Here is a 22,217-nt window from a genome sequence, read left to right on the forward strand (position 1 = left end):
GCCCCTACGAGTTGAGTTGGTTGGGATTTGTCAGGCTAGGTATTCCCCAGTCCGACCGTAGGGGCGCTGCATGCTGCGCCCGTTTAATGTGTGCCGGGCATGCTCAGCAGCTCGGGGGTGAAAGTCCCCTGTCCAGCCTGATGGTGGCGAAGGACTAGTGAAGCGCAAGGGCGTCGTCGTGAGGCGGGGTCTGAAGGAAGCGTGGAGCAAAACCATGACCTGACGAACAGAAATCAGATATGAGGCCTACCCGGCTGGCGGAGCAAGCGTTTGATTGCAAAGGCCATAACCATCAAGAGTCGGGGGGGTAGATCTGGCAGGTGTGTGGTGAAAGCGGCTGAGCTTACCCCGGGAGGCCTGTCCGGCGTTCTGCATTCAGAACTGAGCGCACCGTAAGGTGCGCTGATCGGCGGACAGGAGTCAGCAGAGGGCATAGTAGGACAGGACTGTCCGAAGGCCCGAACGGTAATGAGTGACAAGTATCAGCGGAGGTTCTGAACGGTCATGCAGCAGAAAACGCATCGCGGCCCTGAAGCAGAAAGACGGGGTGAAGCCCCGAACGTCGGCTCTCAGGGGGCTGAAACCGTACAGGCACCGACGACCAGAGAAAGTCCGTCGTCAGCAGAATGGCTGATGGAAGCCATCTGTGAACCCGTCAATCTCAAGCAAGCCCTGAAAAGAGTGAAAGCCAATAAAGGTGCGGCGGGAAGTGACGGCATGAGCGTAAGCGATCTGCCGGACTACCTGAAACGCCACTGGCCGGAACTGAAAGCGCAACTGCTGTCCGGCAGTTACTGCCCATCCCCTGTGAGAAGAGTGAGCATCCCGAAACCCGGGGGCGGCGAACGCCTGTTGGGTATCCCGACGGTAGTCGATCGCTTTATCCAGCAGGCGGTGATGCAGGAACTGCAACGGCAGTGGGATGCGTCGTTCAGCGATAACAGCTATGGGTTCCGGCCCGGACGCTCGGCCCATCAGGCAGTGAAACAGGCTCAGGACTATATCGGTTCTGGGTATCACTGGGTAGTCGATCTCGATCTGGAGAAGTTCTTTGATCGGGTAAATCACGACGTGCTGATGAGCCGGATAGCGAAACGGGTAACGGATAAACGGGCGCTGTCACTTATCCGCCGGTTCCTGAACGCAGGTGTGATGGAGGCCGGTCTGGTAAGGCCGGTGACAGAAGGGACGCCGCAGGGCGGCCCACTGTCGCCGTTGTTATCGAATGTGCTACTGGACGACTTCGATAAGGAACTGGAGAAACGTGGCCTGAAGTTCGTGCGTTACGCAGATGACTGCAATATCTACGTGAAAAGCGAACGGGCAGGCCGCCGTGTGATGGAGGGGCTGACACATTGGCTGAGCCGAAAACTGAAACTGAAGGTGAACGCGAAGAAGAGCGCGGTAGCGCAGCCGGAAACGCGTAAGTTCCTGGGTTACAGCTTCAGAAGGGGCAGAAAGGTCAGGTGCGTGGTGTCGCCGGACGCAGTGAAACGGTTCAAAGTGCGGGTAAGGGAACTGACGGGGCGCAACACAGGGAGAAGTCTTGAGCAGCTAATCCAGCCATTAAAGCGGTATCTGATGGGATGGAAAAGTTACTACGGGATGAACGAGTGGCCGTCGATAATGCGAGAGCTGAACGGATGGATAAGACGCAGGCTGCGAAGTGTACTCTGGAAACAGTGGAAAACAGGCAGCAAGCGTTATAAAGAGCTGCGGCGGCGGGATGTAAGGAAAGACCTGGCGGCGCGGACGGTGGGAAGCAGCCATAAACAGTGGCGGATAAGTAATAGCCCGGCGCTGAGCATAGCCCTTCCCAACCAGCTGTTCATCAAACTGGGCCTGCCAGAACTGTAAGCAGGCGGCGATAAACATAACCGAACCGCCGTATACGGACCCGTATGTACGGTGGTGTGGGAGGAGGCTGATCGTGAGGTCAGCCCCTATCCCGATTCTTCAGTTTTTAGCGATAAAAATGTTTTGCCGATGATAGGCCAACTGGCTGGCATCCGGAGGGAAATCGACCGGTTGCCTCAGCCTGCGACCTTCATATTTGGCGAAATTCTCTTCGCTGATGGCGCTTTTCAGTTGTTTAAGGCGCGGTGAAAGTACCAGCTCAAGGTGTTCATTAAAGGTGATTAACCCGCGATCGAACGCTTTATCGTGCAGGTTGGACAGACATAAGCCGTTGTTGGGGTTGAGCCGATGTTCAACGGTATGCTTCCACGGGCGAATATGGCTGGCGACCAGCAGCATCGGTTCTTCCAGTTCGGTCAGGCAACAGCGATTTTCATACGCATCCAGCACCCGTTTGCGGAACAGTTGCTGACCAACACGCGCATTGATGATGGTGGTTCTTTCTCTGCCACTGAAGTCTTCCATGCCGCTGTCATGCAATGCCATAACTGGTGGTTCCAATTGTGTCATCGCCAATTGGCACTGCTGTTCAAAGGTTTCACTGTCGAAGTTCATTTCCTGCCACAGCGCCTGATCGGCTTTGGAGGCTCCCGTCAGCCCACGCCGGCCAGAGTTAACGATAAACGGATCCAGACTGGCGATGTTCACCAGCTTCATTGCCAATGCGGAAGGTGAGCGGCCGATTAACCCAGCATAGTGGATAATGTCAGGGTTTTTGGCGTGCAACTTACCAAAAGGGATTTGGCTGTATAGCGTAAAAGCTACCAGCAACTGTTCCCGTGTCCAGAGATTGACGGCAGCCATCAGGGCCTCGTTGTGGCATAACTTAATTGCGTTAGTTGAACCACTTACTATGCCAGGCACATCGGTTATTGCCTACCCTCATCGATAATATGCAGCGCCCCTAGGTGGCGAGCCGATGAATAAATGTCTGTAGTCTCGGGAGTCTGCGGATTTTTCCAGGGATTAACGGCGTCCGGGATGACCTTTCCCATGATCCTTCCCATACCCATGTTTATCACCGCCTTTGTGATCACCTCTGTTACCATGCTCCTTACGGGGGGGCACTTTATGACCCTTATCGTCGTCACCATCACTTAGCAGTGCCAATGCGACCAGTGCACCTAGCCCGATCACCACACCGGTGATCGCGACCTCATCGTTGGTCATATTGGCACAGCCAACCGTCGACAAACACAGCAAACCAATCAGCGGATTTCTCAAAGACTTAACCATGATCATTGATCCTTTTACGGTCAGTTAGCTTTCCATTCAAACTACCGATACCGTAGGACATCGCTATCGCTGGCTCAAGATAAGCTCAGGTAAATTAAGTGATAAGCTTCGTCAAGGAGCTTGACGTGGATTGACATTAGCGGGAGAGAAGCGGGAGCCAAAGGGTAAAAAGCCTGGTTGAGACTATTCTTCCCCCACCCCAGCGCTGTGGCGTTCAAACGCAAGCGTAAACTGTCGCACGTTCGATTCCCTCTCCTTGGGGAGAGGGTTAGGGTGAGGGAGAATAACGCGATTACTTCAACGCAATGCGGATCACATCATCCGGATCGGTCGCTTCTTTTTCACGGCTTGAAGCCTGTTTCACGCTCACGTACAGCGTTTTACCATCTGGTGACAGTGCCAGGCTGTTTGGATGCGTTGGCGTCTTGATGGTTTCCAACAGCTTGTAGCTCTTGGCATCAATTACGCTCACGGTGCCTTCTTTGCGATGAGTGACGTACACTTCATTGCGCGCTGGGTTAAACAGCACGGCCAGGGATTCCGGCACGTCGATCTTCTGCAGAATGTTGCCGTTGTTGGTATCAACAACCAGCACCTGCGGCTGCTTGGAGTCGGTAATAAACGCGCGATGGTTTGCCGGATCCAGGCTGATATTCAGGAAGAAGTGTTCCTTAGACTCATCCAGTTTCTTACGTGACAGCACCTTATTGGTTTTGGTATCGATAGTCACCAGTTCGCCATCGGCATTGGTCACATACAGGCGGCTTGCCGCTGCATCCAGCGCCAGACCGGTACCGTATTTACCGGTTTCGGTGATGGTGGTGCGCAGGGTCAGATCCTTGCCATCCACAACCCAAACCACGCTGGACTCGCCCAGGCCGGTGATATAGACGGTGTCTGTCGTAGCATCTGCCACCAGTTCACGTGGGGCCAATGGTTTCACGGTATCAGAGCGTTTACGAGCGTCCAGCACCAGGCGGCCTTTCACTTCGCCGGTTTTACCGTCGATCGCGGTCAGTGAGTTACTGGTGGTGTTACCAAAATAGAGAGTGTCGGTCTTGGTATTGATGGCGGCACCGAACGGCTTGATATCGTTATGAATGATCTGCGTGATATCCAGCGTTTGTGGGTCGAGGCGATAGACGATGCCGCCCTTATCCAGCTTGCGGCTCTGTGAAGTTGCCAGATACAGCGCATTCTCGCCCTGGCTGTACACCATCTCGTAAGCGCCTTTACCTACCGGCTTACGCAGCAGTTCCGTCTCTGTCTGTGCCAGCACAGAGGTGGAAAACATCAGGCTGCTGAGAAGCAACAGAGGGTAAACCGCACGTCCGCCAAACTTACGGCTGGTGGTCATCATAGCGTTCATAAAAGCTCCATTTCATCAAAATACAGGTCACCACCGGGCTGCTGCTCGGCGGCTAAATCGGGCTCAACATTGAATCGAAAGCAAAATCAGGCCGGTCATGTCATTGCATGCGGCTCACTATATTTGTGAATGATAATCATTATTCTTACGGAAGGGGAGCACTTTTGTTGATTGGGGCGATAACTGTCACGTTTAGGGCAATCAGCGAGGGAGGAGAATATCCGGCCAGTGTCTACTCTTCGGTCAGGATCAGGCCCAGACGCTCGGCGGTCTTTTGGATAATTTGGCCAATAGCTTTATGGCTGAGGAGACGGCTTGAGGGTTCGGTTATCGAGAGTTCACTATCCATGACCCGTTGGCCGCCAAACAGGATCAAAGCAAAATGGTCGTCATCCCTTTTTGAGTACCACTTCATTCCGTCAACGTTATGATGTTGTTGATAAATAGCCTGAGACCAGACTCGGGTTTGTGAATATTCGAGCTGGGTACTGCCGATCAATTCATCGCGATCGATGCCCATATAGATACAATCCTGTGCTCGGCAACTGACGACGTTCAGATCCCGCTCTAGTTGCAACTGGATGTAGTGCATATTGGTAAATGGGCGTAAGTCGAAAAATTCTGTTTTGCCGGTGGCGACTACATCGTGAAAAACCGATTCCGCGATAGCGGCTTCGCAACTGCTGGCCAGGTACATGGTGGGGATCAGATCCAAAGCCGCATCCCTGATAGGGCTGAAACGGGCTCCATATTCATTGGGGAGCAATACTCTGCCAGGATTAAAACTGTCGCCGGGATACTGCGCGTCATGGCAGCGATGTAACACCGTGCCTTTGGGAATGACTTCGATTCTTACCCGCAGGGTCTTGCCAGGGGCGGCTATCTTGCGGCCAAGAAAAACGGGTGAACCAAAATCTTCCTTTTTGGGCTCACCCTTCTGTTTAACTTTGTTCTGCTCCATCGACAATCCTTTTCGCTTCATATTCCGCCGCCGCAATCACATTGGCAGGATATGACTGCAGCATCTCCATGGGACGGCGGCCAGCCAACAGGTTGTTTGACGTCGCGAACCACTGGGCAAGCCCCCAGCCGTGTTTCAGGTTTTTAAAGCTGGCGAGTAACACTGCCATAACGGGAAGAGGGCGATAGTTATCATCCAGCGCATAACGGGGAAAGAGTTGTGTTGCCCCTTTCTTCAAAGAAAATATGCGTTGATGGCTTTTCCATTTGCTTGGCTGGGCCGAGGGATTCTCGGTAGCAAAGCCTGCCAGATGGGAAATCTGCTCCGCCGTGAGCCATTCGCTGGCTGCCAGGATATGCTCACGACCGCGCTCCACCTTGGAAATATCAACCAGCCCGCTGTGGTTGACGGGCTCTTGCGTATCCCGCGGAAGAATTATCCGGGTAGTGTCATCCGGATTGATCTGTTGCTCCAGGCTATGAAACATGGCTTCAAAACGTGTTTCGTCGATGTGGCAGACGTCGCCATGATCATTCTCAGCTTCTCTAACCTGACGGAGAGTTTGCAACATGATTTTCAGGTGCTCTTCAACCACACCGAGAGACGTTGAGTTGTCTATATCAACTTTCAGCTGAAAGAAAGGCTTCTGCGCCTTCATTTTCCTTTTACTGATGACCATCTGCAGCCCATCTTTCCTGATCCTGAGGCCATCTCTGTTGATGTCGATTTCTCGGGCCAGCATTCTTTTCTCCCGTTAGCTAAAGCTAACCGTTTTAACCATTCTAACCAAACTACCCTCAGTTATAGCAGGTTGTGTAAGAATTGACCAGAACAGATGCTGGCAACATGATCAGTCGAAGTGCGGGCTCACAGCCTTATCGCACCAGCAAGCGCCTGGTCTGCGGCAGCTTTTTCCGCCAGATAACGGGCAGGGGGCTTACCAACTGCTTTACGGAACATGGTGACAAAGCCGCTGGCGCTCTCGTAGCCGAGATCTAACGCCACGGTCTGGACGCTTTCCCCTTGGGTTAAGCGTTGCAGAGCCAGCATCACATGTAATTGCCGCCGCCAGTGGCCAAAGCTCATGCCCATCTGCTGTTGCAGCGTACGGCTGAGCGAACGTTCGCTCATGCCAATGCGTTGCGCCCACTGGCCTAGGGTGGATTTATCGGCCGGGTTGGCCAGCAGTTGCTCGGTCAATTGGCGGATGCGGGCATCATTGGACACCGGCAGGTGCAGGTTCTCCAGAGGCGCGGCGGCCAGTTGATCCAGCAAAACCTGTGCAATACGGCCTTCCGGCCCCTCTTCCGGGTAGAGAATATCGAACTGGCTGGCCTGTAACAGCAGTTCTCGCAGTAAAGGGGATACCGTCAAGGTGCAGCAGTTCTGCGGCAGGCCGGGGATGGCGTCCTGCTCAACGAACAGGCAATAGCACTCGCTTTGGCTAGTGGCCCGTGCATTGTGGCTGACGTTACTGGGCATCCATAGCGCGCACTGTGGCGGCACCAGCCACAGGCCATTTTCCACTTCGCAGCGGATCATGCCGCGCACCGTGTAAATCAATTGCGCCTTGCGGTGGCGATGATGGGTACATTCCCAGTCTTTCTGCACACTTGATGCCTGAACGGCGAAAATGGCGCGTGGCACGTTATCGATATCGGGTCTGGGATCCTGGCAGGTGGCTTTCATGAGAATAATTATCATATTGGCGTATTTGAGCAATATTATGTCTTGATTGTGCAATGTGGTCTAGCGCCAACGTCGTTAGAGTAAGCGCCACTGGCGTGTTTTGTGGTAACACGCTCATGACCGACAACGCAGAGGAGAGGCCATGCACCAGGAAAATGTCATCAGTCAACTTCTGGCCTGGATTGAGCAAAGCCTGGATCAGCCTTTGACGCTGGACAGCATCGCGGCCAAATCCGGCTATTCCAAATGGCACCTGCAACGAATGTTCAAGCAGCATACCGGCGAAGTGCTGGGAACCTATGCCCGACGCAGAAGGTTGACGGCGGCAGCGCGTGAACTGCGCCTGACCAGCGCCACGGTGGCCTGTATCGCAGATAAATACCAGTTCGATTCCCAGCAGACTTTCACCCGTGGGTTTAAAAAACAGTTTGGTTTGCCGCCGGCGGCCTATCGCCGGAGTCTGGACTGGCCGAGCTATGGTTTGCAACCGCCATTGAATATGACCCAAGAGCCCATGCCAGAGGCGGAGATTATCGTGCTGCCCTCGATGAAACTAGTTGGCCACACCCAGCAGGGTAGCTGCACGTTGGGGCAATTGGGGCTCTCGAAAAAGCTGCTGCGCCAACATGCCTGGCGGCATTTGCTGCATCCGGAACAGGGATTACCTGCCGTTGCGTATGGTCTGATGAGCCTGAAAGCCGACACCCGGCAGCGGGATCGTCAACAGATGGTGTATACGGCGGCACTGCCAGAGGAAGATGCAGCAGGTGAAACGGTGACGATCGAACCCGGGGAGTATGCCCGCTTTGCCTATCAGGGGCAGGTTGCAGGGCTACAGAACTTTATCGCCCGGTTGTATGACACAGCCATTCCGCAGATGAATGCGGTACGGCGGCCAGGGCAGGATATTGAGCGTTTTTATCCGGCATTAGGCGTTTGCTACGGTGACGATCAGGCGGCGATCAGCTGTGAATATCTTATCCCGATCCGCCGTGGCGAAGAGGGCAGTGGGCTACGCTAGGGCAGGAATTTACCAAAAGGACACTATTCCCCACATCCGGCTACAAAAAAGTGAGGTATTTGCGCGAGTAATGTTTCCATCTTGGCGGCAAGTGCACATATAATGCGCATCCGGTCAAACCAGGCCGGGCAGAACACATACAAATTTTAGCCAGTGCGGCCACCACTTTACTACGAAGATGAAAATGAGCATTCGCGCGTTATTAACCCTGTTTACCGCTCTGGTTGCATTCAGCCAGGCTGCCTTCGCCGTTGTATATCCTTTGCCCGCCAAAGACAGCCGTCTGGTTGGGGAAAATATTCAGATCACCGTGCCTGCAGACAGCAAACTGCCGCTGGAGAGCTTTGCGGCTCAATACCAGATGGGCCTGAGCAACATGCTGGAGGCTAACCCTGGCGTTGACCCGTTCCTGCCGCTGCCAGGCAGCACGCTGACTATTCCACAGCAGTTGATCCTGCCAGACGCCCCGCGTGAAGGCATCATCATCAACAGCGCAGAAATGCGTCTGTACTACTACCCGAAAGGCACCAAGACCGTCGTGGTGCTGCCGATTGGTATCGGCCAGTTGGGTAAAGATACTCCGCTGGACTGGGTTACCACCGTACAGCGTAAGAAGGCTGGCCCAACCTGGACGCCAACCGCTAAAATGCGCGAAGAGTACGCAGCCGATGGTGAAATCCTGCCAGCCGTATTCCCGGCAGGCCCGGATAACCCGATGGGGCTGTACGCGCTCTATGTTGGCCGTCTGTATGCGGTCCATGGCACCAACGCCAACTTCGGTATCGGCCTGCGCGTGAGCCACGGCTGTGTGCGTCTGCGTGCTGACGACATCAAATACCTGTTCGACAGCGTACCGGTAGGTACTCGCGTGCAGTTCATCAACGAGCCGGTGAAGGTTTCCGTAGAGCCAGACGGTTCACGTTACCTGGAAGTGCACAACCCGCTGTCTGCCAACGAAGATGAGCTGAAGTCGAAAGAACCCGTGCCAATCACCATCACCGCGCCAGTTGGCAAAGTGCTGATGGATCCAGCCGTTGACCAGAGCGTCGTGGACGCGGCCATCAAGGCACGTTCCGGTATGCCGGTTAAAGTGAACTGATTTTTGCTATTGCGATAAAAAAGACGCTCTCGGGCGTCTTTTTTTATGAAATTGCAGTTATAAACCGAATTGACGTGCCAGTTGGTCGATAGCGGCACGCTGGAACTGGTTGAAGGCCTCGCGGGGTTGCTGTTGCTGAATAAATTCCAGCATTGGGTCCCGCACCTCGGTGCGTATGCCGCTCAACTCTTCCATCACCGCCAGGCCGCAGAACGGCACATAGGCTTCGGCATAACCTCCTTCATGCACCATCACCAGCTTGCCACCACAGAGCCTGTCCGCAGCATCTTGTACCTGGGCGGTCATCGCGCGGAAGCTGTCGCTGTGTAACTGCATCCGTGCCAGCGGATCGATGGCGTTAGCATCGTAACCACAGGCGATAATAATCATCTCCGGCTCGAACTGCTCCAGTGCCGGAATGACGATTTGCTGCATGGCGTATTGATAACCGTCGTCACCGGCTCCGGCCAGCAGCGGAATATTGATGTTGTAACCCGCCCCGGCCCCTTCACCGCGATCTTGTTCGCCAGCGTAGCCCGCCGGGAAACAGCCGTCTTGATGCAACGAGATGGTCAGCACGTCATCACGCTGCCAATAAATATGCTGGGTACCGTTGCCGTGATGCACGTCCCAGTCGATCACCGCCACCTTGCCAAGCCCGAAGCGGTCTTTGGCCCGTTCGATGGCAATGGGAATATTAGCCAGGAAGCAGAACCCCATCGATTGATCCGGCAGGCAGTGATGGCCCGGCGGGCGTGACAGGGAATAGGCGTTGTCCAGTTCGCCCTTTAATACCGCCTCGACCGCAGCGCAGGCCAGCCCTGCGGAAAGTTTGGCAATCTCATAGCTGCCTGGCCCCAAAGGTGCCTCTTCCCCCAACATACCGCCGCCGTTATCACTCAGCTGTTTGAAACGCTGCAGGTAATGTGCCGGATGGATACGCAGTAAATCTTCCTCATCGGCCAGCTCGGCGCTCAGCAGCTTGAGCTGGCGCGACAGGCCGGAGACGTCCATCAGGTTTTTCATCCGTCGCTTGGTTTCCGGTGACTCGGCATGCCCGGCCCCTGAAGGCGGTTGTACCCAGCCGCCCACCGGCAGCGTGGTGGCATGTAAGCCGGTGCTATGCCAGAAACAGCGTTCATCGAAGAAGAAACCGGTTGTTCTTTTCACCTTATGACTCCTGTTAAACGGCGCGGCGCGCGCGGTGAAGCCAGCGAGATCAGCAGTAGTGACAGCAGCGCACAACTCAATGCGCCGATCAGCAATGCGTTGATCCCGCCGGAAGATTCGATCAGGTAACCCGCCAACGTAGGGCCAATGGCCATGCCGCCGCCAATCACCAGGTTGATGCTGTTCATCAGCTTGCCGTTGTTATCCAGCACCGAGACGCGCGCCAGAATAAATGGCAGTACAAAGGTCCAGGTGAACTTGAACATCACAGCGGCGAGGGTGAAGCGAATGAGTAGCGGGTTGCGGCTCAGCAGCAGGACGCTGGCAATCAGCAGGCCGTAGCCGATCCACAACAACGGCTTGTGGCTGCGTCTTGCGCCAACCAGTGCCGCCCCGCCAGCCCCGATGATGCCAAACAGGGTGGCGGCGGCCAGCACCTGCCCGCTGTGCACCGGTGAAAGACCCGCGGCTTCGGCGATAGTGCCGATAAAGGTCCAGACCGCGCTCAGGCTGATGTAAAAGGCCAATACCGCCAGTACGGCAAACAGCTTGTAGATGGACGGGCTTGGGGGCATCTGGCTGGCCGCGCTGTGGCTATGGCGAAAACCGCTGGGGAACGCGCTCAGTAGCGGCAGGCAACACAGCATGATCGCCGCCAAGATCAGGTAGACCGCCATCAGGCCGAAATGAGCAAACAGTGGGGGCAATGCCAGCAAGCCGAACACGCCTAGCAGCAGTTGGCCCAGTACCCAAAAGGCATAGACCCGGCTGGGGTTGGCTGTGCCTGCCGCGCAGGAGATACAGAGGATCATCAGTGTGCCACCGGCCAGTGAAGCGATAAATCGCAAGACCAATAGCAGGCTGAAATCAGTGGCCATGGCCGAGGCCAGATTGCCGATCAGGAAGACCACAGCCGCCAGCGTGGCGATCTTGCGCCAGTTGATCCGGCTGATCCACCACCAGGCTGGCAGCGTGGCGATGCTCATGGCTCCCAGTTCGGTGGAAAACAGATGGCCGATCTGGCCAGGCGTGAGGTGCCACTGGCTAGCTAATTGGGCAGCGACGGCGGGAGCGGTCATCAGGATCCCTGGCGCGATGGCGGCAAACACGATAATCGCCGTTAACAGCCTGGGTGGGCAGGGGAGCAAGGCCCCGGCAGAAGGCACAGAAACTGCATCACTGGACATCGTCGTTATCCTTGAGTTTCGTCAATCGTTACCCTCCACGCTTTTTAAGCATGGGGAGGCCGCGCCAGCATTGGCGGATGGTTGATTGTTGCTGCTTTAGTCAGGATCAGCCGTAGGCAATAAAACCGCTGGAGACCAGTTCGGTGCGGTTGACCACGGCGGTTTTGGCAAAGATGTTGCGCATATGGGTTTTCACCGTCGATAGAGAGATACCGAGCTTTAAGGCGATACGCTTATTACTGGCCCCTTCACGCACCATATTGACGATCTCCTGCTCTTTGGCGGTGAGCAACTGGGCTTCACTGTCTGGCAGCAGATCGCGGGTGGCCAACTCGATCAACGGCAGCACCGCACGTAAGCGGCTGCGCTCCAATTCGGTGAACGGCGTATCGCGGATCAGAGAAACCCCGGCAATAATCCGCTTACGCTGGCGGATAAAGATCTCTGTCATGTCACGCATGCGGTTGGGCAGCATAAAGTCGTGATAATAGTGGCGGTTATTGGCGATCGCCGCTGGCGTCATGTTCACCATCTGGATGTCTTGTTGGTGGAAGTTGGCCGGTTTTAACGGGTCCAGCTGTTGAAAATGATCCAGATATTGCTGATGGGTATCATCGCTAATGCCATGAAGAATGTAGTGATCTGGCCGCAGGTCCGGGTCCACCAGATAAAAAACCCCGGCTGAAACTGGGATCAGGTGCGCAATGGTATTCAGACAGCTAGAGATAAAAGCGTCGTTACGCATGAAGGATGATGTGGTTGTCATAATGCATTTTCCTCCGTTGATCGCTCAGTCCCCTGAAGGACACCTGCAAAGGTATCTGGACAATATGTGAACGATACAAGCATAGGTGTAGCAAATATGCAACACAATGAAAACATATTAACAACGTGAGCCGGATTGCAATAAAATACATTAATAACAACATCCCTATGTTGAGTGGTGGGGTATCCAACAGGTGGTGAGTAGCAGTTTCATTAACACATTAATGAAAGGGGCCGAGCGGTTACTACTGAATTTAAAGTAATTTCTCGTTGATAGCGTTTTTGCCCAGTAGCTCAACCCTCCCATTAACTCCTCTGCCTCTCTCGTCCTTAAGGACGATAGCCAGCCTTTTGCTTTCCTTCCTATAGTGAGATTACCGCCCTTGGCGGCTACAACACCGGGTAAAAACCACTATAAGAGGAAATAACCATGAACCTGTCGTCGCGGCTCAGTGCCCAGCTAGAACGGGGCAAGGTCGGGTTCCCCACCACGTTAGCCAGTTCGGTTGGGGTGATCATGGCCAGCCCGGTGATCCTCACCGTTACCAGCGGTTTTGGTATCGGCGGTGACACCTTCGCGCTGGCGATGCTGATCGCCTTTATCATGATGCAAGCCCAGCTCACCACCTTCTCCGAAGCGGCGGCGATCCTGCCCACCACCGGCTCGGTGTATGACTATATCTCCTGCGGCATGGGGCGTTTTTTTGCCATTACCGGCACCCTGTCTGCCTACCTGATCGTGCATATCTTTGCTGGCACCGCCGAAACCATTCTTTCCGGCATCATGGCGCTGGTGAACTTTGAACATCTCAACACCCTGATGGAGAGCAACAACAGCTCGTGGATGATCGGCGTGGGCTTGGTGATCATTTTCGGCATTCTGAATGCGTTTGGCATCGAAGCCTTCGGTAAGGCTGAGGTCGTGCTGACGTTCTGCATGTGGAGCACCTTGATGATCTTTTCGATCGCCGGGTTGCTGTTACCGCATGCTGTACCGCTAGAAGGCTGGTTTGGCACCACGCTGGATGTCGGCGATCCCCTTGCGGTGTTCAGCCTGGTGGGTATGGCGATGTTTATGTTCGTCGGCTGCGAGTTGGTGACGCCGATGGCCCCGGAGATTAAGCGTTCTCATCGTGTGATACCGCGCGCTATGTCCCTGGGATTATGCGGTGTGGCGCTGTGCATGGCGTTATACGGTGCGGCATTGAGTCACCAGGTGGAGAACGTGGTGGTAGATGCCGCCAATAACGTGCATCTGCTGGATACGCCGATGGCTATTCCGGCATTTGCTGGCCAGATCATGGGTAACTTCGGTAAATACTGGTTGGGCGTCGGGCTGCTGTTAGCCGGGGCGGCTACCATTAACACCCTGATGGCGGCGGTACCACGTATTATTTACGGCATGGTGCTGGATGGCGCTATGCCGCGCATCTTTGCCTATCTGCATCCTCGCTTTAAAACTCCGGTAGTCGCGATTGCCGCTGCGGTGCTGATCCCCTGCGTTCATGCCTTCGCTATTCAGGGCAATCTGGACCGCATCATGCCGATGGTGCTGGCCGCCGTCTGTGCCTGGGGTGTGGCATACCTGCTGGTAACCTGCTCGGTGGTGATCCTGCGTATCCGCCGCCCGGATCTGCCACGCGCCTATAAATCGCCTTGGTTCCCGCTGCCGCAGATTGTCTCCAGTATCGGTATCGTGCTGGCGATTTTCTACATCACACCACCAGGCATGAACCCACGCGATGTCTACATCCCGTTTGGCATCATGATCGGCCTGACCTCCGCCTATGCGCTGTTCTGGACCCTGTGCGTGCAGAAGGTCAATCCGTTTAAACCGGTACCGGTAGAAGAGGTGCTGGAGAGCGCCTTCAACAAGGCAGAAGCTGCGGAGGTGGAATTTGATCGGCTTACTTCCCTCACTTAATCGTTATTGGCGGCGTGACCCTCCCGGTTATCAAGTGGGGACCACGCTCAACCGGTTGACGGCGAACTTGCAGCCTTACGCCTGTGAACGCGTTGCCGTTAATCAGTTACGGCTCACGTTGCCGCAAGGGCCAGTGATAGAGGTGGCCGAACAGGTGCAGTCGCTGTTTTTGGCGCACATCGTCACCCATCGTTTTCGTTTGCAGGGCAACGCACGTTTTACCGAGCCGCTGGTGCTCAACATCATCACCGGTGGCTGGCTGCGCCGTAAGGGCGTGATTTATCGCACCAAGGCCAAACATGAGGGTGCTCGGCAGTTGATCGCCGCGTTGCAGCAATACCCGCAAATCGGCGATACGTTGGCCAAGCTCGATTTCCGCCACGCCACGCTCACGATAACAGAGGGCCGCTGGCAGTTGGATATCGAGCATTTTGCTGCCTCCGAAGTGGTCAGCCGCGTACCCGCTAGCCGCCGCTATCTGCGGTTGGAAGCCGAGCAGCGGCGTTTGCTGCTGAGCAGTTTCCTGATGGTCAGCCAGTTGATGGAGAAATGTGATGAGTAGAGTGGTGGTGATCACCGGCGGTGGTACAGGCATCGGTGCCGCCTGTGCGCGTTTGCTTACGAAGGAGGGCGACCTAGTCTTTATTGTTGGCCGCCGCCGCGAACCCTTGAACGCCTTGGCTTCGGAGATTGGGGCACATGCCGTAGTTGGGGATGCTGCCAGCGGAGCCAGTTGGCAAACCGACATTCTGCCAGCGATTTTACAGCAGGCCGGACGCATTGACTGCCTGATCGCCAGCGCTGGTGGCATGGGGTTGGGCCGTATCACCGAAGTCACCGATGCCCAGTGGCAGCAGGCGCTGGACGGTAACCTCAATAGCGCGTTTGCCAGCGCCCGGGCCTGTTTGCCGGAGCTGGTGAAAAGCGGTGGCAATCTGCTGTTTGTCGCATCGATTGCCTCGTTGGCCGCCGGGCCTGAGGTGTGTGGCTATGTCACCGCCAAGCACGCGCTGATCGGACTGATGCGTTCCATCGCCCGCGACTATGGCCCACAGGGCGTACGTGCCAACGCTGTTTGTCCCGGCTGGGTGACTACGCCAATGGCCGATGAAGAAATGCAGCCGTTGATGGCGGCGCATCACTTAACGCTCGAGCAGGCCTATCAACATGTCTGTCGCGATGTGCCGTTGCGCCGTCCGGCCAGTGCGCAAGAGATCGCCCAGGTGTGTCGTTTCCTCTGCTCAACGCAGGCGTCAATTATTACCGGTGCGACGTTGGTGGCCGATGGCGGCTCCACCATTGTTGATGTGCCGACTTTAGCTTTCACTTCCCTGTAAGGAGATTGTCATGAGTTCAGAAGCGGTATTTATTCAGGTTGGCGCGCTGGCGGAAGGCTTCGCCCCACATAGTAATACGCTGGCACAGCAGGATTTGGCCGGTACCACGCTGGCATTCCATTTTGCCGAAGGTGAAACGGTACGGTGCCACTTTAACGACGATCAAACCCTGCTCTGGGGAGATCAACGAGTTGATTACCGGGCCACCAGCATCCGCCTGGGGATCCTGTTTATCGATTTCCTCGATCCGCAGCGGGCCAACGGCAGCATTACGCTGGTGTGCGATCGTCAGCAAGGCAACTTTACCGCCGTTTATGGTCAGTTGCCGGATGAGTCACAGACGCGGCTGGACGCCTTTAGCCGGGTGGAGCAGGGTTTGCCGCTCACTGCGGTGAATGCCGAATTCCGCTTTGGCCGCCTGGATAACAGCGATGCACCGTTGCCGCAGTTTACCGACGAACTGATTGGAATGCGTAATATGTATACCTACAGCCCGACGGAGCGCTACGAGCATATTTATCTGAACAATAATTTCTACGCCTGGCAGTGTTTGGACGGGGTCGAGAAAGGGCTGGCGGATGTTGATCGCTGCCATTATGTCAAAGTGGCGGAAAAGCTGTACTTGTTCGTCTGGCGCGAAAAGATCATTCCGACGTTAGGCGTAGTGATGATCGATCTGCAAGAGATGCGCACCGATGGCAAGATCCTCGGCTATCAGGGCAGTGATTTCAGCAGCCTGAGCAACTTTGCCGTGGGCGCTCACGCGCAGATCCTCAACACCACGCATTATCCTAAGGCCTGAGCCGATGACGGCGATTTATGCCAGTGATGCGTTTGCCGGGCAGGTGGTGCTGGTGACCGGCGGTGCGCAGGGCATTGGGCTGGCGATCGTCAGCGCCTTTGCTCGTTTGGGGGCCAAGGTGGTGATGGCCGATCTACAACTGCAAAAGGCGCAGGAGGCGGCTGAAAGCCTGTGCCAGCAGGGTTGGCAAGTGCAGGCCGCAGCCTGTGATATGGCCGATGCAGGGCAGATCGCCGAGCTGGTAGAACAGACAGCGCAGCAGCATCAACGGCTGGACGTGGTGATCCACAACGCCGCTTATTTTCCGCTAAGGCCGTTTAACCAGATAGATGCCGAACTGTTACAACGCACCTTGAGCGTCAATTTGATGGCCCCGTTCTTTCTGGCGCAGGCGGCGTTGCCGTGGATGAAGCGCCAGGGTGGCGGACGCATTCTGGTGACCTCGTCGGTCACAGGGCCAAGGGTTGCCTACCCAGGGTTGGCGCACTATGCGGCTTCCAAGGCGGGGGTTAACGGCTTTATTCGTGCCGCCGCATTGGAACTGGCATGTGACGGGATCACGGTGAACGGCGTGGAGCCGGGGATGATCCGCACGCCAGCGATGGCTAATCTGGGTGGGGAATCGCTGAATCAGGCGATAGCCGCTGCGGTGCCGCTGGGCAGGTTGGGGGAGCCGGAGGATATCGCTGCCGCAATGGTCTTTTTGGCTTCACCAGCGGCGGGTTATATCACTGGCCAAACGCTGATAGTGGATGGCGGCGCGTTGTTGCCGGAAGCCCATCCTGTTATTCACTGAGGAACCATTGAGGCGCGTGCTCCGCCCCTACGAACGAGCCTCTAGTTTATTCGCTTGTTGATCCCCTAAACGGATCAGCTCGTCGAGTAGCTCCATCAACTGATCCATCTTCTGCTTTGAAAATGCCGCTTCAATCTCCCCGTAACCCTGTTCCACCTGGTGGCGTGCCAGTTCATACAGCTCCTGGCCCTGCTGCGTCAGGGACACGTACAGCTTGCGTTGATCGTTAACCGGCTTGAGGCGAAAGATCAGCTTATCCCGCTCCATGCGCGACAGGATGCCGGTCAGGCTGGGGCGCAGGATACAGGTCTCTGCGGCCAATTCGTGAAACTCAATGGAACGGTTATCGGCCAATACGCGAATGATGCGCCATTGCTGCTCTGTCAGGTTGTGGCTTTTCAGGATCGGGCGGAAGAACCCCATGGCGGTTTCACGCGCCTGCAACAGGGCGATGGTTAACGATTCATGCATGTCGATGGCCTTGGCTTAATTTTATTAACAACTTAATAGTAGCCAATTTTTGACCGGCGGAGAACGGCAAAACGCGATCCGTCACGTAAAAATCCTGCAAAAAAGGTTAATTTGCTGATTAATAACGCTAATGTACATAATTTGTGAATATTTCGTTATCACGATCACAAATTAAATTAACAACGTTGCGTAAATGCTGAACAGCGTATAAAAGTATTCATTAACATATTAATGATTGGCGATCCGTAGAAGGAGTCTGCATGAAAGGCACCGTATTTTCCGTAGCACTTAACCACCGCAGCCAGCTTGATGCCTGGGATCAGGCGTTTCGCGCCGCCCCTTACCAAACGCCGCCCAAGACGCCGGTGTGGTTCATCAAACCGCGCAATACCTATCTTGCCAACGGTGGCAGCATTCCGTTCCCGGCCGGTGAAACCGTGCAAAGTGGCGCAACGCTGGCAGTAGTGATTGGTAGCATCGCCCGCAAGGTGGCAGCGGATAAGGTGGCTGATTATGTGGCCGGTTACGCCTTGGCAAATGACATCAGCCTGCCGGAAACCAGCTTCTATCGTCCGGCGATCAAAGCCAAATGCCGCGACGGTTTCTGCCCGCTGGGAGAGGTTGCTCCACTGGCTAGCACCAGCAACCTGGAAATCATCACCGAAATCAATGGTGTGGAACAGGATCGTTGGTCAACGGCCGATCTGGTGCGTTCAGTGCCGGAACTGATCGCCGCCATCAGCGACTTTATTACCCTGCAACCGGGGGATGCGGTGCTGATTGGCACGCCACACCAGCGGGTTGAGGTCAAGCCGGGTGACCAAGTGACGGTGCGGGCCTCTGGTTTGCCAACCCTTACCAACCACGTGACGCAGGCAGGAGAATAACCATGAGACACGCTCGTATCCGCCATCATGGCCAGATTGTTAACGTCACTGTAGACGACCAGTTAAGCGTTACGCTGCCCGATGGCAGCAAACTCGATGAGTACGATGTGGAATGGCTGCCACCGGCGCAGGGCACGATATTTGCCCTCGGCCTGAACTATGCCGATCACGCCAGCGAGCTGGAGTTTAAAGCGCCGGAAGAGCCTTTGGTATTCCTCAAGGGGCCAAACAGCCTGACCGGCCACCGTCAGGTTTCCGTGCGACCAGCGCAGGTGGAATACATGCACTATGAAGCCGAGCTGGTGGCGGTGATCGGTAAAACCGCGCGTAACGTCAGCCGCGAGCAGGCGATGGATTACGTGGCCGGTTACACCCTGTGCAACGACTACGCCATCCGCGACTACCTGGAAAACTACTACCGCCCCAACCTGCGGGTGAAAAGCCGCGACACCTTGACGCCAATCGGCCCCTACATTGTCGATCGTGACGATGTCGCGGATCCGCATAACCTGACGCTCAGTACCTACGTTAACGGTGAACTGCGCCAGCGCGGCACTACTGCCGACATGATTTTCGACATCCCGTACCTGATTGAATACCTGAGTGAATTTATGACGTTGCAGCCTGGCGACATGATCGCCACCGGCACGCCGAAAGGGCTGGCCGACGTGCAGCCTGGGGATGAAATTGTGGTGGAGATCGAAGGCATTGGCCGCTTGGTTAACCACATCATCAGTGAAAAAGATTACGAGGAGAGCAAGGGATGAAAACCATCAACCATTGGATCAACGGCAAGAACGTCGCCAGCAAAGAGTATTTCACCACCACTAACCCGGCTAACGGCGAAGTGCTGGCGGAAGTGGCGTCCGGTGGCCAGCTCGAAATCGATCAGGCGGTAGCCGCGGCCAAAGAAGCCTTCCCGAAATGGGCCAATACGCCGATGAAGGAGCGTGCGCGCCTGATGCGTCGCCTGGGTGAGCTGATCGACCAGAACGTGCCGCAGATTGCTGAGATGGAAACCGCCGACACCGGGTTACCGATCCATCAGACCAAAAACGTGCTGATCCCACGCGCCTCGCACAACTTTGAGTTCTTTGCCGAGATCTGCCAGCAGATGAATGGCCGCACCTACCCGGTAGACGACAAGATGCTCAACTACACGCTGATCCAGCCGGTGGGTGTCTGTGCGCTGGTGTCGCCGTGGAACGTGCCGTTTATGACCGCCACCTGGAAGACTGCACCTTGCCTCGCGTTGGGCAATACCGCCGTGCTGAAGATGTCCGAGCTTTCGCCACTGACGGCGGATCGCCTGGGTGAACTGGCGCTGGAAGCCGGTATTCCTGCCGGGGTGCTGAACGTGGTGCAAGGCTATGGCGCAACGGCGGGGGATGCTCTGGTACGTCATAAAGACGTGCGTGCGGTGTCCTTCACCGGCGGTACCTCAACCGGTCGCCGCATTATTGAAAGCGCCGGGCTGAAGAAATTCTCGATGGAACTGGGCGGCAAATCACCGGTGCTGATCTTTGAGGATGCCGATATCGAGCGGGCGCTGGATGCGGCGCTGTTCACCATCTTCTCGATCAACGGTGAACGTTGCACTGCGGGTTCACGCATCTTCATTCAAGAAAGCATTTATCCGGAATTTGTTAAACGCTTTGCCGAGCGTGCCAACCGCCTGCGCGTAGGTGATCCGATGGATCCCAATACCCAGGTCGGCGCTTTAATCAGCCCGCAGCACTGGGAAAAGGTCTCTGGCTATATCCGCCTGGGTATCGAAGAGGGGGCAACCCTGCTGGCTGGCGGCCCGGATAAACCGGCCGGTTTGACCCACGGCAACTTCCTGCGGCCAACGGTGCTGGCCGATGTTAACAACAATATGCGTGTCGCGCAGGAAGAGATCTTCGGGCCGGTGGCCTGCCTCCTGCCGTTCAAATCAGAAGAAGACGGCCTGCGCATGGCCAACGATGTGGAGTACGGCCTGGCGTCGTACATCTGGACGCAGGATGTCAGCAAAGTACTGCGTCTGGCCCGCAATATTGAAGCGGGTATGGTTTTCGTCAACACCCAGAACGTTCGCGATCTGCGCCAGCCGTTTGGCGGGGTGAAATCCTCTGGCACCGGCCGTGAAGGCGGTGAATACAGCTTCGAAGTGTTTGCCGAGATGAAAAACGTTTGTATCTCCATGGGGGATCACCCGATCCCACGTTGGGGAGTGTGAGATAGCTCCGTGCCCTTTAAAACAACAACCAAGGACTAGACCCGATAGACATCAGCCTGCGGCCAGCTGTGCCGCAGGCTGAAAGATAAAGGGAATAGGAGGACATATGGGTAAATTAGCTTTAGCCGCAAAGATCACGCACGTTCCCTCGATGTATTTGTCTGAATTGCCCGGTGAACATCACGGCTGCCGTCAGGCCGCCATTGATGGGCACAAAGAAATCAGTGCCCGCTGCCGCGAAATGGGCGTCGACACCATTATCGTGTTCGATACCCACTGGCTGGTGAACAGCGCCTACCACATCAACTGTAACTCGCATTTCAAAGGGCTTTACACCAGCAACGAGCTGCCGCACTTCATTCGTGACATGACCTATGAATACGACGGCAACCCGGAGCTGGGGCAGATGATTGCCGATGAAGCCCGCAAGCTTGGCGTACGTGCCAAGGCGCACGAGATCCCAAGCCTGGAGCTGGAATACGGCACGCTGGTGCCCATGCGCTACATGAACAGCGACCGCCACTTCAAGGTGATCTCCATTTCTGCTTTCTGCACCGTGCATGATTTTGCCGATAGCCGCCGCCTGGGTGAAGCGATCAAAACCGCGATTGAGAAATACGACGGCACCGTGGCGGTATTGGCCAGCGGCTCGCTGTCACATCGCTTTATCGACGATCAGCGTGCCGAGCAGGGCATGAACAGCTACACCCGCCAGTTCGACCAGCAGATGGACGAACGGGTAGTGAAACTGTGGGAAGAAGGGCGCTTCCGTGAGTTCTGCGAAATGCTGCCGGAGTACGCCGACTACTGTTACGGCGAAGGCAATATGCACGACACCGTGATGTTGCTGGGCCTGCTGGGCTGGGACAAGTATCAGGGCAAGGTGGAGTTCGTTACCCCGCTGTTTGCCAGTTCCGGGACCGGTCAGGTCAACGGCATATTCCCGCTTCCCGCTCAAGCCTGAGGATACCCAATGCCCCATTTTTACGCTGAATGTACCGACAACATCCGCCGGGAGGCGGATTTACCCGGGTTGTTCGACAAGGTTAATCACGCGCTGGCGGAAACCGGCATCTTCCCGCTGGCGGGCATCCGTAGTCGCGCTATCTGGTTGGATACCTGGCAAATGGCCGACGGTAAGCAAAACTATGCCTTTGTACATATGACGCTGAAGATTGGCCACGGCCGCAGCCTGGAAAGCCGCCAACAGGTGGGCGAAATGTTGTTCATCCTGATTAAGGATCACTTTGCCGCGCTGATGGCCAAGCGCTATCTGGCCCTCTCTTTCACCATGGAAGAGCTGGATCCGGTGCTCAACTATAAGCAGAACAATGTCCATGCGCTGTTTAGCAAGGACTGAACAAGGAG

The 22,217-nt window shown here is 55.7% G+C and carries 23 protein-coding genes; 13 read left to right on the top strand and 10 right to left on the bottom strand.

The window, feature by feature from the left end:
* Positions 1-504: 504 nt before the first annotated feature.
* Entirely contained in the window at positions 505-1,857 is a 1,353-nt protein-coding gene (ltrA, locus tag WN53_RS11375) for a group II intron reverse transcriptase/maturase (RefSeq protein ID WP_024487021.1), read from the top strand.
* A 99-nt stretch (positions 1,858-1,956) separates the two neighbouring features.
* On the opposite strand, the gene WN53_RS11380 is transcribed toward ltrA, so the two are convergent.
* The 6 genes from WN53_RS11380 to WN53_RS11405 form a co-directional block, all read right to left on the bottom strand.
* Positions 1,957-2,721, bottom strand: coding sequence for an HNH endonuclease (locus tag WN53_RS11380; RefSeq protein WP_024485472.1), 765 nt, complete (start codon positions 2,719-2,721; stop codon positions 1,957-1,959).
* A 162-nt stretch (positions 2,722-2,883) separates the two neighbouring features.
* Positions 2,884-3,153 (bottom strand): hypothetical protein, encoded by a 270-nt coding sequence (locus WN53_RS11385; RefSeq protein ID WP_037435676.1) that lies wholly within the window; start codon positions 3,151-3,153, stop codon positions 2,884-2,886.
* 292 nt (positions 3,154-3,445) lie between these two features.
* Entirely contained in the window at positions 3,446-4,447 is a 1,002-nt protein-coding gene (yncE, locus tag WN53_RS11390; RefSeq protein ID WP_371822171.1) for a 7-bladed beta-propeller protein YncE, read from the bottom strand.
* A 307-nt stretch (positions 4,448-4,754) separates the two neighbouring features.
* Positions 4,755-5,483 (bottom strand): RES family NAD+ phosphorylase, encoded by a 729-nt coding sequence (locus WN53_RS11395; protein ID WP_024485475.1) that lies wholly within the window; start codon positions 5,481-5,483, stop codon positions 4,755-4,757.
* On the bottom strand, positions 5,464-6,225 hold the full coding sequence (locus WN53_RS26815; protein WP_024485476.1) for a hypothetical protein: 762 nt from the start codon (positions 6,223-6,225) through the stop codon (positions 5,464-5,466). The genes WN53_RS11395 and WN53_RS26815 overlap by 20 nt, the downstream gene beginning before the upstream one ends.
* Positions 6,226-6,350: 125 nt before the next feature.
* The gene (locus WN53_RS11405) at positions 6,351-7,172 is read right to left on the bottom strand and encodes an AraC family transcriptional regulator (RefSeq protein WP_024485477.1); all 822 of its coding nucleotides are present in this window, start codon (positions 7,170-7,172) and stop codon (positions 6,351-6,353) included.
* A gap of 142 nt (positions 7,173-7,314) precedes the next feature.
* On the opposite strand from WN53_RS11405, the gene WN53_RS11410 reads away from it, so the two are divergent.
* Both WN53_RS11410 and WN53_RS11415 read left to right on the top strand, forming a co-directional pair.
* On the top strand, positions 7,315-8,193 hold the full coding sequence (locus WN53_RS11410; protein ID WP_024485478.1) for a helix-turn-helix domain-containing protein: 879 nt from the start codon (positions 7,315-7,317) through the stop codon (positions 8,191-8,193).
* 178 nt (positions 8,194-8,371) lie between these two features.
* On the top strand, positions 8,372-9,292 hold the full coding sequence (locus WN53_RS11415; protein ID WP_024485479.1) for a L,D-transpeptidase family protein: 921 nt from the start codon (positions 8,372-8,374) through the stop codon (positions 9,290-9,292).
* A 57-nt stretch (positions 9,293-9,349) separates the two neighbouring features.
* Here WN53_RS11415 and WN53_RS11420 read toward each other — a convergent pair whose 3' ends face one another.
* The 3 genes from WN53_RS11420 to WN53_RS11430 form a co-directional block, all read right to left on the bottom strand.
* Positions 9,350-10,462, bottom strand: coding sequence for a class II histone deacetylase (locus tag WN53_RS11420; RefSeq protein WP_024485480.1), 1,113 nt, complete (start codon positions 10,460-10,462; stop codon positions 9,350-9,352).
* On the bottom strand, positions 10,459-11,649 hold the full coding sequence (locus WN53_RS11425; RefSeq protein WP_024485481.1) for an MFS transporter: 1,191 nt from the start codon (positions 11,647-11,649) through the stop codon (positions 10,459-10,461). Before WN53_RS11425 ends, WN53_RS11420 begins: the two co-directional genes overlap by 4 nt.
* A gap of 106 nt (positions 11,650-11,755) precedes the next feature.
* Positions 11,756-12,415 carry a helix-turn-helix transcriptional regulator gene (locus WN53_RS11430; protein WP_024485482.1) on the bottom strand — a complete coding sequence of 220 codons (660 nt, stop codon included), beginning with the start codon at positions 12,413-12,415 and terminating at the stop codon, positions 11,756-11,758.
* A 429-nt stretch (positions 12,416-12,844) separates the two neighbouring features.
* Between WN53_RS11430 and WN53_RS11435 the strand changes: the two genes are divergently transcribed.
* From WN53_RS11435 to WN53_RS11455, 5 genes are read left to right on the top strand one after another with little or no spacing between them, the layout of a single operon-like run.
* Entirely contained in the window at positions 12,845-14,338 is a 1,494-nt protein-coding gene (locus tag WN53_RS11435; protein ID WP_021179181.1) for an APC family permease, read from the top strand.
* Positions 14,313-14,900 carry a DUF3156 family protein gene (locus WN53_RS11440; protein ID WP_024485483.1) on the top strand — a complete coding sequence of 196 codons (588 nt, stop codon included), beginning with the start codon at positions 14,313-14,315 and terminating at the stop codon, positions 14,898-14,900. The genes WN53_RS11435 and WN53_RS11440 overlap by 26 nt, the downstream gene beginning before the upstream one ends.
* Positions 14,893-15,675: an SDR family NAD(P)-dependent oxidoreductase gene (locus WN53_RS11445; protein ID WP_024485484.1), complete on the top strand. Its 783-nt coding sequence runs from the start codon at positions 14,893-14,895 to the stop codon at positions 15,673-15,675. Before WN53_RS11440 ends, WN53_RS11445 begins: the two co-directional genes overlap by 8 nt.
* A gap of 10 nt (positions 15,676-15,685) precedes the next feature.
* Positions 15,686-16,477, top strand: a complete 792-nt coding sequence (locus tag WN53_RS11450) for a MoaF C-terminal domain-containing protein (RefSeq protein WP_024485485.1) — start codon at positions 15,686-15,688, stop codon at positions 16,475-16,477.
* A 4-nt stretch (positions 16,478-16,481) separates the two neighbouring features.
* A complete protein-coding gene (locus tag WN53_RS11455; RefSeq protein ID WP_024485486.1) occupies positions 16,482-17,273 on the top strand; it encodes an SDR family oxidoreductase in 792 nt (263 codons plus the stop codon).
* Between the two features lie 27 nt (positions 17,274-17,300).
* Here WN53_RS11455 and hpaR read toward each other — a convergent pair whose 3' ends face one another.
* Positions 17,301-17,744, bottom strand: a complete 444-nt coding sequence (gene hpaR / locus WN53_RS11460) for a homoprotocatechuate degradation operon regulator HpaR (protein WP_024485487.1) — start codon at positions 17,742-17,744, stop codon at positions 17,301-17,303.
* A 260-nt stretch (positions 17,745-18,004) separates the two neighbouring features.
* Here hpaR and WN53_RS11465 point away from each other — a divergent pair, with 260 nt between their 5' ends.
* From WN53_RS11465 to WN53_RS11485, 5 genes are all read left to right on the top strand, one after another.
* Complete coding sequence (locus tag WN53_RS11465; protein WP_024485488.1) at positions 18,005-18,631, top strand: fumarylacetoacetate hydrolase family protein; 627 nt, start codon at positions 18,005-18,007, stop codon at positions 18,629-18,631.
* Between the two features lie 2 nt (positions 18,632-18,633).
* On the top strand, positions 18,634-19,398 hold the full coding sequence (locus WN53_RS11470; protein WP_024485489.1) for a fumarylacetoacetate hydrolase family protein: 765 nt from the start codon (positions 18,634-18,636) through the stop codon (positions 19,396-19,398).
* Positions 19,395-20,849: a 5-carboxymethyl-2-hydroxymuconate semialdehyde dehydrogenase gene (hpaE, locus tag WN53_RS11475; RefSeq protein ID WP_024485490.1), complete on the top strand. Its 1,455-nt coding sequence runs from the start codon at positions 19,395-19,397 to the stop codon at positions 20,847-20,849. Before WN53_RS11470 ends, hpaE begins: the two co-directional genes overlap by 4 nt.
* Positions 20,850-20,955: 106 nt before the next feature.
* Positions 20,956-21,813, top strand: coding sequence for a 3,4-dihydroxyphenylacetate 2,3-dioxygenase (hpaD, locus tag WN53_RS11480; protein WP_024485491.1), 858 nt, complete (start codon positions 20,956-20,958; stop codon positions 21,811-21,813).
* A 9-nt stretch (positions 21,814-21,822) separates the two neighbouring features.
* The gene (locus WN53_RS11485) at positions 21,823-22,209 is read left to right on the top strand and encodes a 5-carboxymethyl-2-hydroxymuconate Delta-isomerase (RefSeq protein WP_024485492.1); all 387 of its coding nucleotides are present in this window, start codon (positions 21,823-21,825) and stop codon (positions 22,207-22,209) included.
* The last annotated feature ends 8 nt before the right edge of the window (positions 22,210-22,217 follow it).

The sequence above is a fragment of the Serratia fonticola genome, assembly GCF_001006005.1.
Classification (GTDB): Bacteria; Pseudomonadota; Gammaproteobacteria; order Enterobacterales; family Enterobacteriaceae; genus Chania; species Chania fonticola.

Excerpts from the sequence above, each read along its gene's own strand:
- WN53_RS11450 (WP_024485485.1), top strand. The coding sequence starts at position 15,686 with ATGAGTTCAGAAGCGGTATTTATTCAGGTTGGCGCGCTGGCGGAAGGC.
- hpaD (WP_024485491.1), top strand. The coding sequence starts at position 20,956 with ATGGGTAAATTAGCTTTAGCCGCAAAGATCACGCACGTTCCCTCGATG.
- WN53_RS11465 (WP_024485488.1), top strand. The coding sequence starts at position 18,005 with ATGAAAGGCACCGTATTTTCCGTAGCACTTAACCACCGCAGCCAGCTT.
- WN53_RS11425 (WP_024485481.1), bottom strand. The coding sequence starts at position 11,649 with ATGTCCAGTGATGCAGTTTCTGTGCCTTCTGCCGGGGCCTTGCTCCCC.
- WN53_RS11435 (WP_021179181.1), top strand. The coding sequence starts at position 12,845 with ATGAACCTGTCGTCGCGGCTCAGTGCCCAGCTAGAACGGGGCAAGGTC.
- WN53_RS11470 (WP_024485489.1), top strand. The coding sequence starts at position 18,634 with ATGAGACACGCTCGTATCCGCCATCATGGCCAGATTGTTAACGTCACT.
- hpaR (WP_024485487.1), bottom strand. The coding sequence starts at position 17,744 with ATGCATGAATCGTTAACCATCGCCCTGTTGCAGGCGCGTGAAACCGCC.
- WN53_RS26815 (WP_024485476.1), bottom strand. The coding sequence starts at position 6,225 with ATGCTGGCCCGAGAAATCGACATCAACAGAGATGGCCTCAGGATCAGG.
- WN53_RS11395 (WP_024485475.1), bottom strand. The coding sequence starts at position 5,483 with ATGGAGCAGAACAAAGTTAAACAGAAGGGTGAGCCCAAAAAGGAAGAT.
- WN53_RS11415 (WP_024485479.1), top strand. The coding sequence starts at position 8,372 with ATGAAAATGAGCATTCGCGCGTTATTAACCCTGTTTACCGCTCTGGTT.
- WN53_RS11410 (WP_024485478.1), top strand. The coding sequence starts at position 7,315 with ATGCACCAGGAAAATGTCATCAGTCAACTTCTGGCCTGGATTGAGCAA.
- WN53_RS11405 (WP_024485477.1), bottom strand. The coding sequence starts at position 7,172 with ATGAAAGCCACCTGCCAGGATCCCAGACCCGATATCGATAACGTGCCA.
- ltrA (WP_024487021.1), top strand. The coding sequence starts at position 505 with ATGCAGCAGAAAACGCATCGCGGCCCTGAAGCAGAAAGACGGGGTGAA.
- yncE (WP_371822171.1), bottom strand. The coding sequence starts at position 4,447 with ATGTTTTCCACCTCTGTGCTGGCACAGACAGAGACGGAACTGCTGCGT.
- WN53_RS11380 (WP_024485472.1), bottom strand. The coding sequence starts at position 2,721 with ATGGCTGCCGTCAATCTCTGGACACGGGAACAGTTGCTGGTAGCTTTT.
- WN53_RS11385 (WP_037435676.1), bottom strand. The coding sequence starts at position 3,153 with ATGGTTAAGTCTTTGAGAAATCCGCTGATTGGTTTGCTGTGTTTGTCG.
- WN53_RS11455 (WP_024485486.1), top strand. The coding sequence starts at position 16,482 with ATGACGGCGATTTATGCCAGTGATGCGTTTGCCGGGCAGGTGGTGCTG.
- WN53_RS11430 (WP_024485482.1), bottom strand. The coding sequence starts at position 12,415 with ATGACAACCACATCATCCTTCATGCGTAACGACGCTTTTATCTCTAGC.
- hpaE (WP_024485490.1), top strand. The coding sequence starts at position 19,395 with ATGAAAACCATCAACCATTGGATCAACGGCAAGAACGTCGCCAGCAAA.
- WN53_RS11445 (WP_024485484.1), top strand. The coding sequence starts at position 14,893 with ATGAGTAGAGTGGTGGTGATCACCGGCGGTGGTACAGGCATCGGTGCC.
- WN53_RS11485 (WP_024485492.1), top strand. The coding sequence starts at position 21,823 with ATGCCCCATTTTTACGCTGAATGTACCGACAACATCCGCCGGGAGGCG.